The following is a 12091-nucleotide window of genomic DNA, read 5'->3' as shown; positions in this document are numbered from 1 at the left end:
ACAGTGAGAAGCGCGGGCCGAGCCTTCAACCCAGCCGATGGGCGCTTGTTCCTTCCCGAAATTCCTCAGCCCTTCAGGATAGGACCGGCCCGGTGCCCGCCGGCATGCCGCGGCGCAGCAATGTGGCCAAGTCGCGCAAGCCGCGGTCGCGCGGATCGCTGGCCCGCCAGACGAGACCGATGACGCGGCCGGGCGGGCGGGCGCCATTGGAGGACGCATCGAAGGAACGGTAATCAACCAGCCCGCCGACGCTGGCGGTCCGGCCGGCGTCACCCTGGGTCGCCAGCAGCGGCATCAGCGTGCAGCCGGCTCCGGCCGCCACCATGTGGCGCAGCGTCTCCAGCCCGGTGGCGTGGACGCCGCCGCCGCGCGCGCTGAGGCCGCAGGCGGCCAGCGCCTGATCGCGCAGGCAGTGGCCCTCCTCCAGCAGCAGAAGCTCCGACGGGTCGAGGTCGTTCAGCGACAGGGTCGGCGCCGAACAGAGGCGATGGCCGGCGGGATGGGCGAGCAGGAAGGGTTCGAAGAACAGCGGCTCCGCCACCAGCCCGTCGGTCTCCACCGGCAGAGCCAGCAGCACGGCGTCGAGCCGGCCGTCGCGCAGCTCCTCCAGCAGGCTGTCGGTCCGCCCTTCCGACAGGATCAGCGTCAGGTCGGGCCAGGCATCGCGCATCGCCGGCAGGATGTGGGGGAACAGGTAGGGACCCAGCGTGTGGATCGCCGCCAGCCGCAGCCGCCCGGTCAGCGCACCGCCCGACCCGTCGGCCAGGGCCAGGAGCCGCCGCGCCTCCTCCAGCACCACGCGGGCCTGGGCGACGATGGCCTCGCCGCGCGGGGTCAGCAGCACCTTGCGGCTGGTCCGCTCGAACAGGGACAGGCCGAGGGCCTCCTCCAGCTTGCGGATCTGGGCGCTCAGCGACGGCTGGCTGACGGCGCAGCGTTCGGCGGCCCGGCCGAAATGGCGCAGCTCGGCGACGGCGACAACATATTCCAGGTCACGCAGGGACAGGGCGGAGAGATTCATAGACGGTGCCTATGGGAGCATTTCCTTCAATGTCTTGGATATATCGTTCAAGACGCCGGATAACCAGGGGCGAGACAATGACGCCGCTTCAAGCGACACCGCCCCAACGAGGATGACCCGGATGAGCACCCTGACCACCAGCTTCGGCCAGCCCGTTCCCGACAACCAGAATTCTCTGAGCGCCGGGCCGCGCGGTCCGCTGCTGCTGCAGGACTTCCACCTGATCGAGAAGCTGGCCCATTTCAACCGCGAACGCATTCCGGAGCGCGTGGTCCACGCCAAGGGGGCCGGCGCCTACGGCAGCTTCCGCGTCACCCGCGACGTGACCGGCTGGACCAAGGCCGCCTTCCTGTCATCGGTGGGCAAGGAGACGCCGGTCTTCCTGCGCTTCTCCACCGTCGGCGGCGAGAAGGGCTCCGCCGATGCCGAGCGCGACCCGCGCGGCTTCGCCGTGAAGTTCTACACGGAAGAGGGCAACTACGATCTGGTCGGCAACAACACGCCGGTCTTCTTCCTGCGCGATCCGTTGAAGTTCCCGGACTTCATCCACACCCAGAAGCGCAACCCGGCCACCAACCTGAAGGACCCCACCGCCATGTGGGACTTCTTCTCGCTGTCGCCGGAGACCATGCACCAGCTGACCATCCTGTTCAGCGACCGCGGCACGCCGCGCAGCTATCGCCACATGGACGGCTTCAGCAGCCACACCTTCTCGTGGATCAACGCGGCGAACGAACGCTTCTGGGTCAAGTACCACTTCAAGACCCGCCAGGGCATCCAGAACTTCACCGCCGAGCAGGCGACGGTGATGGGCGGCATCGACCCCGACCACGCCACCCGCGACCTGTTCGCCTCGATCGAGGACGGCGACTTCCCGGCCTGGACGGTCTCGGTGCAGATCATGCCGGAGGCCGAGGCCGACGATTACCGCATCAACCCGTTCGACCTGACCAAGGTGTGGCCGCATGCCGACTATCCGCTGATCGAGATCGGCGAGCTGGTGTTGAACCGCAACCCGGAGAATTTCTTCGCGGAGACCGAACAGGCCGCCTTCAGCCCGGCCAGCGTGGTGCCCGGCATCTCCTTCAGCCCGGACAAGATGCTGCAGGGCCGGCTGTTCGCCTATGCCGACGCCCACCGCTACCGGCTGGGCGGCAACTACGCCCAAATCCCGGTGAACAGGCCGCAGGGCTGCCCGGTCCACAACTACCAGCGCGACGGCGCCATGCGGGTGGACGGCAACGGCGGCGGCCGGCCGAACTACGAGCCGAACAGCTTCGGCGGCCCGACCCAGACCGGTGTCGCGAGCGAGCCGCCGCTGCGCATCCGCGGCGACGCCGCCCATTACGACCACCGCGAGGGCAACGACGACTACGCCCAGGCCGGCGCGCTGTTCCGCCTGATCGGCGGGGAGGCTCAGGACCGTCTGATGGACAACATCGCCGGCAGCCTGGGCAAGGTCCCGCTGTTCATCCAGCAGCGCCAGCTGAAGCACTTCCTGGCCGCCGACCCCGCCTATGGCGAGGGCGTGGCCAAGCGGCTGGGCCTGACCGTGGCGCAGGCCGCGGCGTGACGTGAGGTTTCCGACCCTTCCGCGGCTGTGCGGAGGGGCCGGTTCTGAGATGCCGCGCCCATCCCCCTGGGCGCTGGCATGATTGCCGGCATCCAGCCGCGCATTTCCCCGTTTGACTTGGCAGCCCTCTTCCCGGAAACGGGGGAGGGCTTTTTTCGCCGCCGTCTCACCCCCTCCCCCACCCAAACGGTGTGGTCACCGCTTGGGGGCAGACAAAGCGGCGGCCGGCGTCCTAAAGTCCGCCTTCAGCGCGACAGCATTGATGACGGAATGGGACGGGACCGCGACACCGAACGATCGACCGGCGAACGATCCACCAGCGGACTGACCGGGAAGGGGCTGGATACCCTGCTGGCGGCGGCGGAGACGCTGCCGCATGCGCCGGAGGATGCGTGGCGGCTCGACCTGTTCCGGGTGGCGCTGCGCATCGCGCGGTCCACCGAGTCGGTGGCGGACCTGGAACGCGCCAACCTCGCCTTCAAGGCGCTGCCGCACCGGCTGCGCAACCCGCTGGTCGACCGCGCCGCCATGCTGGCCCGGCGCGAGGCGGAGCGCGCGCAGGTGACCGCGGAGCCGGAGGACGAGCCGAAATCCGGCGGGCTGCTGGGCGGGCTGTTCGGACGGGCCGGGGGGCGGCCGAGCCGGAAGACCGCCAAGGAACGGCTGATGCGCGAACTGACGACCCGCCGCGACCCGGACGATGACCGGGAGATTTGAAGACCCGATCGCCGAAAGATCCGGGCAAGGGCAATCCCGGTAGAGGGAGATCCGGACGGCAGATGCCCGTCCGGCCGCTTGTCCGTCCGAAGGACTCCGATGCCCTCCCCCCTCCGCGTTCTCCGGCCGCGTCGAAGGTCACAGCCGGGACGGTTTACGGCGGGGCCGGAATGTGCAAAGGTCGCTACCTCCAAATCGGGCTTATCCTAAAGTTAGAATCAAACGATGACCGGGGGTTCCGTGCGTCGCCTGAAGCCGTTGCTGACCTGCGCCGCCCTGACCGCCCTGCTGAGCGCCTGCGCCAGCGGGGGCGGATCGCACCGCACCGCCACCCCGGCGGAGATCGACGCCCACGTCGCCGAGGCCTCCAAACGCTTCGACATGCCGGAGCTGTGGATCCGCGAGGTCATCCGCCAGGAAAGCGGCGGGCGCACCACCGTCAACGGCAAGCCGATCGTCAGCAAGGCCGGCGCCATGGGCCTGATGCAGGTGATGCCCGGCACCTATGAGGAGATGCGGCGCAAGCACGATCTGGGCTCCGACCCGTTCGATCCGCATGACAACATCATCGCCGGCACCGCGTATCTGCGCGAGATGTACAACCTGTTCGGCGCGCCGGGCTTCCTCGGCGCCTACAACTGCGGTCCGGGCTGTTACGGCGACTATCTGGCCGGCAAGCGCAGCCTGCCGGGCGAGACGCGGCGCTACATCGCGTCGGTCGGCCCGCGGCTGAACCGCACCCCGGCCCCCAACGGCGCCGACATCGTGCTGGTCAGCGCGCCGTCCTCCGATTCGACGCCGGACTTCGGGTCCTCCTACTCGTCGTCACGGCCGACGCCCTCCTATCAGGCGCCCTCCTACGCGCCGCCCGCAAACAGCCGCCCGGCGGCCAGCCGTCCGCCGATCGCCGTGGCGGCGCTGCCCTCGCCTGCCCCTGCGGCGGCTCCGCCGCCAGCGGTGCGGGTGGTGGCGCCCGACACCTCGACTCCCGACGCTCCGGCGCCGCGTCCGGTGGCGACGATGGCAGGAGCGGCGACGGCCGGCGGCGGGGTGTGGACGGTCCAGCTCGGCGCCTTCCGCTCGCCCGACGACAGCCAGCGCGTGATCGACCGCGCCCGCAATTCAATGCCGGTGCTGTCGCGTTCGCAACGGGTGGTGCAGGCGGTGGATACCCAGACCGGGCCGCTCTACCGCGCCCGCCTGTCCGGCCTGTCGCAGCAGGATGCGGCCAGCGCCTGCAACGGACTGGTCACCATCGGCATGGCCTGCTTCGTGGTGGCGCCGGGGGCGTGACCGGCATGGCCGGGCAAGTCCCTGCCGCATGGATGACGTCCATCGGTTGATTTGCCGCCCGGCCGGTGCCGTTGCTATCCTGATCTCCGAACAACGGCGCCAAGGGGCGCTGAGGGGGCGGGCGTGGCGGAGCCGGACGGTCTTCAGCTTGGAACAGGTGTGGGCGCTGCGGTCCTGCGCTTCCTCGACCGCAGCCTCAGCGTCAACGTCGCCTCCAGCGACCGGGCGAACCGGCCCCTGGTCGCACGGGCGGTGGCGGCGCGGGCGAGTTGCGGGGGAGAGCGGCTGACCGTTCTGCTCGACGGGCGGGCCAATGCCGAACTGGTGGCCGCCGTCGCCGACACCGGCCGGCTGGCCGTGGTCTTCTCCGAACCCAGCACACACCGCTCCCTGCAGGTCAAGGGCGATGGCGCCGTCGTGGCCGCCCCGACTGCGGAGGAGGAGGCGCTCACCGGCCCCTATCTGGATGGCTTCATCACCGAGTTGACCGGCATCGGCTTCACCGAGCCCTTCATCCGGGCGGTGATGACCTGCGATCCGGCCGATCTGGTGGCGCTGCATGTCCGCCCGGCGGCGGTGTTCGACCAGACGCCGGGCCCGAAGGCCGGCGAACCGGTGCAGGCATGAGCGCCCCGCAAGCCCACCACACGCTGACGCTCGACGCCATCCGGACTTGCCTGGAGGGGGTGATCCCCGCCACCATCGCCACGGTGGCGCCGGACGGCACGCCCAACGTCTCGCAGCTGTCGCAGGTCCATTACGTCGACCCCGGCCACATCGCCCTGTCCTATCAGTTCTTCAACAAGACGCGGGCCAACATCCTGGACTGCCGGGACGCCCTTCTGGAGGTCATCGACCCGTCGACGGGGGCACAGTACCGGCTGCGGCTGGCCTATCTGCGGACCGAGACCGATGGTCCGCTGTTCGAGAGCATGAAGGCCAAGCTGTCGGGCATCGCCTCGCATGTCGGGATGGCGGAGGTGTTCCGGCTGCGCGGCGCCGACCTGTTCTGGGTGACGGAAATCGAGGGGGTTCCCGGCGGTCGTCCCCTGCCCGCGCGAATGCGCCCCCGCAGCCTGCTGTCGGCCGTCCGGCGCGCCTGCGAAGGCTTGCGCGGCTGCGCCGACCTGTCCGACCTGCTCGACCGCGCCATCGTCGCCCTGCGCGACCTGTTCGGGGTGGAGCATGCGCTGATCCTGCTGCCAGATACCGCCAGCGGGCGGCTGTTCACAGTCGCGGCGCTGGGTTACGAGGCCAGCGGGGAGGCGAGCGGGCGGGGCAGCGGCATCGGCTGGGAGGTGGCGCCCGGCGACGGGGTAATCGGGGTGGCGGCGCGCGAGCGGGTACCGATCCGCATCACCCACATGACCACCGACGTCGCCTACAGCATGGCGATGCGGCAGGGGACGGAGGCGGGACCGCTGCGCGAGATCCCCTTCCCCGGTCTGGAGCGGCCACACAGCCAGTTGGCGGTTCCGATCCTGGCGCATGAGGCCGGGGACGGCTGCGGCAGGCTCGCCGGGGTACTGGCCGGGGTGCTTTTCGTGGAGAGCACGCAGGAGATGCGCTTCACCTACGACGACGAGGATGCGCTGGCGACGCTCGCCGCACAGCTGGGCGCGCTGATGCGCAGCCTGCCGATGGTTCCGGCCCCGACGACGGAAGCTGAGGTGGAGGATACGCCGGCCAAGACCGTGGCGGCACCGGCCGGCGGACAGCCGATCACCGTGCGCCATTACGCCAGCGACGACAGCGTCTTCCTCGACCACGACTATCTGATCAAGGGCGTGGCCGGGGCGATCCTGTGGAAGCTGGTGCGCGACCACACAGCGCTGGGGCGCACCGACTTCACCAACCGCGAACTGCGGCTGGCGCCGGACATCCCGCTGCCGGATTTCGCCGAGAATCTGGAAGCGCGGCTGATCCTTCTGCAGCGCCGGCTGGACGACCGCCGCGGACCGTTGCGGATCGAGAAGACGGGGCGCGGGCGGTTCCGGCTGCTGGTGGAAACGCCGCTGCGGCTGGAGGAGATGCAGTGAGGGTTACGGGTGCCACCTCGCGTCCCCCTTACCCGCTCGCCCCCGCCAGTTCCCGCGCCGGGGCGGTGGCGAGCGCCGTTTGCAGATACTCCAGGAAAGCACGCTCGGCGCGGTTCAGCTTGGCCTGTTCGTTCCAGATCAGGTGGACGTTGACCGGCGCGATCCCCTCGTAGGGCGGCAGTTCCCACAGCATGCCGTCATCCACGTCGCGGGCGGCGATGTGTTCCGGCAGCGGGCCGATGCCAAGGCCGCAGAGGATCATGCGGCGCACCTCCTCCAGATTGGCGGAAGAGGCGACGACGCGTCCGGCGAAACCTTCCCGCGCCCGGAACAGCGTCAGCGGCGACAGGGCGCCGTCGATCTGGTCGGAGGTGAAGGAAACGAAATTCTCGTGCCGCAACTCGGCGATGTCGATGTCGCGCTGCCCGAACAGGCGGAACTCGGAACCGCAATAGAGGCGGTAGGTCTGGCGCAGGAACACTTGGGCGGACAGCCCGGGAATCGGTTCGCGCAACAGGCAGATCGCCATGGCGCCGACCCGCTGCTGCAATGCGATATGGGCATCGGCCGAGGCCATCACGTCGATGCGGAAGGTCACCTGCGGGTACATCCGGTGAAATTCCCGCAGCGACCGGTCGAGCAGCGGCGTCTGGATGCGGCTGGTCATCAGGATGTGGACATGGCCGCTGATCTCATCCTTGGCGTCGCGCACCAGGGCGCCCAGGCGGGACACGGTGGCGTGGATCGCGACCGCCTCGTCATAGACCTGCTCACCGGCGGCGGTGACGGCGAAGCGGCCGGGGCCGCGGTCGATCAGGGTGCGGCCGAGTTGCTCCTCCAGCCGCTTCAGGGCGAGGCTGACCGCGGGCTGCGTCAAAAACAGGCGGACGGAGGCCTTGGTGATGCTCCCCTCCTGCACGATCACCATGAAGGTGCGCAGCAGGTTCCAGTCCATCTGCTGACCCAGGCGGGCCAAAGCCTGCCGTTCCGCCTCGGTTTCGATCACCGCCCGCCCCTTATCCACTCTGCCCGATTCCGGTGCTTTCGTTCGATCGCCCAAATTCTACGCACATGAATGCCTTGTGAGCAACTGCGGCATAAATCAAACTCATAGGCCAAATGAAAAATGCTTATTTGCCTCGTCGCTTTCGACGCCGCCTAATCGACATATGGCGACCTTCAAACATCGCCAAGCCGGACATCCATAGCGTCGCATTATCGCGGTCATATCCATTTAGGATAGTCTGCACAAGAGTCGCTTTGTCTTTTTTCAACCGACCGCGCAGTCCTGCCGCAGCGGTGAAGAGGATTCGGAATGACACGAGAAACGGCAGACCGTCTCGACCATGCGTTGCCGGACCCCGGCTTGCGCACCGCGATCCTCGACGCCGCCGACGCCGCGCAGGCCGAGTGCGTGGACCTGCTGTCCGACCTCGTGCGCCAGCCGTCGCTGCTGGGGGACGAGTCCGGAGCGCAGGCGCTGATGGCCGACCGTTTCGCCGCGCTCGGACTGGAGGTCGACCGCTTCGACGTGGACGAGGAGGCGATTTCCCGCATGCCGGGCTTCTCGCCGCCAGTGCTGCCGGGAGCCTATGCCGGCCGGGAGAATGTCGTCGGCGTTCACAAGCCACGCGAGGCGAAAGGCCGCTCGCTGATTCTGAACGGCCACATCGACGTGGTGCCGACCGGCCCGGCGGAGCTGTGGACCACCCCGCCCTTCGAGCCGCGCATCGCCGACGGGCGGCTCTACGGCCGCGGGGCCGGCGACATGAAGGCGGGCATCGCCGCCTATACCGCCGCCTTCGGCGCGCTCCGCAAGCTTGGCTACCAGCCGGCCGCCCCGGTCTATCTGCAGTCGGTGATCGAGGAGGAGTGCACCGGCAACGGCGCGCTCGCCTGCCTGCACCGCGGCTACCGCGCCGACGCCGCGGTGATCCCGGAGCCGTTCAACCATTCCATTTCCGTCGCCCAAGTCGGCGTGATGTGGCTGCGGCTGGTGCTGACCGGCACGCCGGCCCATGTGCTCGACACCTCGGCCGGCGTGAACGCCATCGAGGCGGCTTATGCGCTGGCGGCGCATCTAAAGGCGCTGGAAGTGCGCTGGAACGAGCCGGCCTGCCGCCATCCCGCCTTCTGCGGTCATGCCCATCCCGTCAACATCAATCTCGGCCGGATCGAGGGCGGCGAGTGGCCGTCGTCAGTCCCGACGCGCTGCGCGCTCGACCTCCGGTTCGGCTTCTTCCCCGGGCAGGAGCCGGAGGCGGTCCGCGCCGAGGTGACCCGGGCGGTGGAGCAGGCGCGCTCCGCCGACCCGGCTCTTTCCAGCGTGGGGATCGAGCTGCAGTGGAACGGCTTCCAGGCCGCCGGCTGCGAGATCGACCCGGCCCATCCGCTGGTGACCATGCTGGCCGACAGCCACCGCGCGGTGCGGGGCGGCGACCCTGAACTGGTGGCGCTGACCTGCACCACCGACGCCCGCTTCTTCCAGCTCTATGGCGACACCCCCGCCACCTGCTACGGGCCGGAGGCGACGCGCATCCACGGCATCGACGAATCGGTGTCGCTGGACAGCCTGCGCGACGTGACCCGCGTGCTGGCGCTGTTCATCGCCGGCTGGTGCGGCCTGGAACCCATCTGATCCCTTCTTTCCCGACGAGACCCGCCCGATGATCGCCGAGACGCTGACCGCCAACGCCGCCGCCGCCGCCACCCACGCCCCGCGCGCCACCCGCGACTGCTCCGACGTGGAGTGGAAGGTGCGCACCGATCTGGCCGCCGCCTACAAGCTGTTCGACCGGCTCGGCATGACCGACCTGATCTACACCCACATGTCGGCGCGGATTCCCGACACGCCCGACCATTTCCTGATCAACCCCTATGGACTGATGTTCCACGAGGTGACGCCCGACAACCTCGTGAAGGTCGACATCGACGGCAATCTGGTGGACGGGCGCGAGGGTGACGCCATCAACCCCGCCGGTTTCACCATCCACAGCGCCGTCCACCACGCCCGCCCCGACGTCGGCGCCGTCATCCACCTGCATACCGACGCCGGCATGGCGGTGAGTGCCCAGGCCGACGGGCTGCTGCCGATCACCCAGCATTCGCTGCGCTGGTACAACCGCATCGCCTATCACACCTACGAGGGCATCGCGCTCGATCTGGCGGAGCGGGAGCGGCTGGTCGCCGATCTCGGCGGCCATCACAGCATGATCCTGCGCAACCACGGCCTGCTGACCGCCGGCCAGGACGTCGCCGAGGCGGCGGTGCTGATGTACTACCTGGAGCAGGCCTGCAAGCAGCAGATCATGGCGCTGGCCGGCGGCCGTCCGCTGATCTACCCGTCGCCCGAAGTCTGCGAGCACACCGCGCAGCAGTACGAGCGCGCCTATCCGAAGGCCGGCGTCCTGGAATGGGACGCGATGCTGCGCTGGCTGAACGGCACGTCCGGGCCGGTGGGGCCGCGGTGAGTGGGTAAGTTAGACCCCCACCTAACCTCCCAACAAAAAACACCGACACGACAGGGTCGCTGACACCACCGACAACTTCTGGAGACGAGGACACCCGATGACCAGACGCCTTACCGGTATCCCCGCCAGCTTCCGCCGCAGTTTTCAGGGCGGTTTCACCCGCGGGTTCCACCGCGCCGCCGCCGCCGGTCTGCTGGCCGCCGTGCTCGCCGTTCCCGGCACCGCGGCGCTGGTCGCCGCCCCGGCCATGGCCCAGGAAACGCCGGTCCGCGGCGGTGTCCTCAACTCCATCGTGCAGCCGGAGCCACCGACCCTGATGCTGGGCCTGAACCAGCAGGGGCCGACCCAGACGGTCGCCGGCAAGATCTACCAGGGCCTGCTGACCTACGACCAGAAGCTGAACCCGATGCCGTCGCTGGCCGAAAGCTGGACGGTGTCGCCGGACGGGCTGACCTACACCTTCAAGCTGTTCCAGAACGTCAAGTGGCATGACGGCAAGCCCTTCACCGCGAAGGACGTCGTCTTCTCCACCTCCAAGTTCCTGATGGAGGTCCACCCGCGCGCCCGTGCCGTCTTCAGCCGCTGCGAGTCGATCACCGCGCTGGACGACCACACCGTCGAGTTCAAGCTGAAGGAAGCCTTCCCCGCCTTCATCCAGGCCTTCGAGGTGTCCTCCGCCCCGATGGTGCCGGCCCACCTCTATGAAGGGACGGAGTTCCGTGCCAACCCGGCCAACGCCACGCCGATCGGCACCGGTCCCTTCAAGCTGAAGGAATGGGTCAAGGGCAGCTACATCCAGCTCGTCCGCAACGAGGATTATTACAAGAAGGACCTGCCCTATCTCGACGGCATCACCTTCCGCGTGATCCCGGACGCCGCCAGCCGCTCGCTGGCGTTGGAGAGCGGACAGGTGCAGCAGACCCAGTACAGCGATCTGGAGCCCTTCGAGGTTCCGCGCATGAAGGCGCTGCCCAACCTGACCATGACCACCGCCGGCTACGAGTTCGTGGCGCCGCTGTCCTGGCTGGAGATCAACCACCGCGTCAAGCCGCTGGACGACAAGCGCTTCCGCAAGGCCATCGCCTACGCCATCGACCGCAAGTTCATCCGCGACAAGATCTGGTTCGGCCTGGGCCGCGTGCCGACCGGTCCGATCAACTCGGTGGTCAAGTTCTATGACCCGAAGGTCACCACCTACGAGCCCGATCTCGCCAAGGCCAAGGCCCTGCTGGACGAGATGGGCCTGAAGCCCGACGGCAAGGGCGTGCGCGCCACCGTCAAGATCATGCCGATGCCCTATGGGGAGACCTGGACCCGGCTGGGCGAGTATCTGAAGCAGTCGCTGTCCAAGGTCGGCATCGCCGTCGTCCTGGAAAGCACCGACGCCGCCGGCTGGAGCCAGCGCGTCGCCAACTGGGATTACGAGATCACCACCAACTTCGTCTACCAGTACGGTGATCCGGCGCTGGGCGTCGCCCGCACCTACATCTCGTCCAACATCCGCAAGGGCGTGCTGTTCTCCAACACCATGGGCTATTCCAACCCGAGGGTGGACGAGCTGTTCGCCAAGGCGTCGCAGGAGAATGACCCGGCCAAGCGCCAGGAGCAGTACAGCGAGGTGCAGCGCATCCTGTCCGACGAGCTGCCGGTCGTGTGGCTGCTGGAGATGGAGTTCCCGACCTTCCTCGACAAGCGGGTCAAGAACGCCAACAAGACCGCCATCGGCGTGAACGACACGTACGAAGACGTCTGGCTGGCGAAGTAGTCGTCCATCTCCCTCGAGTATCCCCTCTCCCCCCCGGGGAGAGGGTTAGGGTGAGGGGGACGCACGGCGGTCCCTCCCCGAGAATCCACGCTATGCCTCCCCCCCCCCCCCCCCCCCACCCCCCGGGGGGGGGGGGGGCCCCCCCCCCCGGGGGGGGGGGGGGGGGGGGGGCCGGGGGGGGGGGGGGGGCGCCGGCGGGGGGGGGGGGATACG

General features: G+C 68.8%; 10 protein-coding genes. 8 read left to right on the top strand and 2 right to left on the bottom strand.

Annotated elements, in window-relative coordinates:
* Positions 1-73 precede the first annotated feature (73 nt).
* Positions 74-1021, bottom strand: coding sequence for a LysR substrate-binding domain-containing protein (locus J2Y49_RS22260; RefSeq protein WP_310117140.1), 948 nt, complete (start codon positions 1019-1021; stop codon positions 74-76).
* 121 nt (positions 1022-1142) lie between these two features.
* On the opposite strand from J2Y49_RS22260, the gene J2Y49_RS22255 reads away from it, so the two are divergent.
* From J2Y49_RS22255 to J2Y49_RS22235, 5 genes are all read left to right on the top strand, one after another.
* Positions 1143-2594, top strand: a complete 1452-nt coding sequence (locus tag J2Y49_RS22255) for a catalase (RefSeq protein WP_310117139.1) — start codon at positions 1143-1145, stop codon at positions 2592-2594.
* Between the two features lie 270 nt (positions 2595-2864).
* Positions 2865-3311, top strand: a complete 447-nt coding sequence (locus tag J2Y49_RS22250) for a hypothetical protein (protein ID WP_310117138.1) — start codon at positions 2865-2867, stop codon at positions 3309-3311.
* 225 nt (positions 3312-3536) lie between these two features.
* Positions 3537-4604, top strand: a complete 1068-nt coding sequence (locus J2Y49_RS22245; RefSeq protein ID WP_310117137.1) for a lytic transglycosylase domain-containing protein — start codon at positions 3537-3539, stop codon at positions 4602-4604.
* Between the two features lie 159 nt (positions 4605-4763).
* Positions 4764-5231, top strand: a complete 468-nt coding sequence (locus tag J2Y49_RS22240; protein WP_310117136.1) for a hypothetical protein — start codon at positions 4764-4766, stop codon at positions 5229-5231.
* Entirely contained in the window at positions 5228-6643 is a 1416-nt protein-coding gene (locus tag J2Y49_RS22235) for a GAF domain-containing protein (protein ID WP_310117135.1), read from the top strand. The genes J2Y49_RS22240 and J2Y49_RS22235 overlap by 4 nt, the downstream gene beginning before the upstream one ends.
* A 28-nt stretch (positions 6644-6671) precedes the next feature.
* Here J2Y49_RS22235 and J2Y49_RS22230 read toward each other — a convergent pair whose 3' ends face one another.
* Positions 6672-7667, bottom strand: a complete 996-nt coding sequence (locus J2Y49_RS22230; protein WP_310117134.1) for a LysR family transcriptional regulator — start codon at positions 7665-7667, stop codon at positions 6672-6674.
* A gap of 291 nt (positions 7668-7958) precedes the next feature.
* Here J2Y49_RS22230 and J2Y49_RS22225 point away from each other — a divergent pair, with 291 nt between their 5' ends.
* The 3 genes from J2Y49_RS22225 (at position 7959) to J2Y49_RS22215 (ending at position 11878) form a co-directional block, all read left to right on the top strand.
* Positions 7959-9281, top strand: coding sequence for an ArgE/DapE family deacylase (locus tag J2Y49_RS22225; protein ID WP_310117133.1), 1323 nt, complete (start codon positions 7959-7961; stop codon positions 9279-9281).
* A 28-nt stretch (positions 9282-9309) separates the two neighbouring features.
* Positions 9310-10113, top strand: a complete 804-nt coding sequence (locus J2Y49_RS22220) for a class II aldolase/adducin family protein (protein ID WP_310117132.1) — start codon at positions 9310-9312, stop codon at positions 10111-10113.
* Between the two features lie 97 nt (positions 10114-10210).
* A complete protein-coding gene (locus J2Y49_RS22215; protein ID WP_310117131.1) occupies positions 10211-11878 on the top strand; it encodes an ABC transporter substrate-binding protein in 1668 nt (555 codons plus the stop codon).
* The last annotated feature ends 213 nt before the right edge of the window (positions 11879-12091 follow it).

This window comes from Azospirillum sp. BE72 (assembly GCF_031455875.1).
In the GTDB taxonomy this organism is placed as follows: Bacteria; Pseudomonadota; Alphaproteobacteria; order Azospirillales; family Azospirillaceae; genus Azospirillum.
The sequence above is the reverse complement of the archived record's forward strand: the minus strand, read 5'-3'. Positions and strand labels throughout refer to the sequence as shown.

Excerpts from the sequence above, each read along its gene's own strand:
- J2Y49_RS22260 (WP_310117140.1), bottom strand. The coding sequence starts at position 1,021 with ATGAATCTCTCCGCCCTGTCCCTGCGTGACCTGGAATATGTTGTCGCC.
- J2Y49_RS22255 (WP_310117139.1), top strand. The coding sequence starts at position 1,143 with ATGAGCACCCTGACCACCAGCTTCGGCCAGCCCGTTCCCGACAACCAG.
- J2Y49_RS22250 (WP_310117138.1), top strand. The coding sequence starts at position 2,865 with ATGGGACGGGACCGCGACACCGAACGATCGACCGGCGAACGATCCACC.
- J2Y49_RS22245 (WP_310117137.1), top strand. The coding sequence starts at position 3,537 with ATGACCGGGGGTTCCGTGCGTCGCCTGAAGCCGTTGCTGACCTGCGCC.
- J2Y49_RS22235 (WP_310117135.1), top strand. The coding sequence starts at position 5,228 with ATGAGCGCCCCGCAAGCCCACCACACGCTGACGCTCGACGCCATCCGG.
- J2Y49_RS22225 (WP_310117133.1), top strand. The coding sequence starts at position 7,959 with ATGACACGAGAAACGGCAGACCGTCTCGACCATGCGTTGCCGGACCCC.
- J2Y49_RS22220 (WP_310117132.1), top strand. The coding sequence starts at position 9,310 with ATGATCGCCGAGACGCTGACCGCCAACGCCGCCGCCGCCGCCACCCAC.
- J2Y49_RS22215 (WP_310117131.1), top strand. The coding sequence starts at position 10,211 with ATGACCAGACGCCTTACCGGTATCCCCGCCAGCTTCCGCCGCAGTTTT.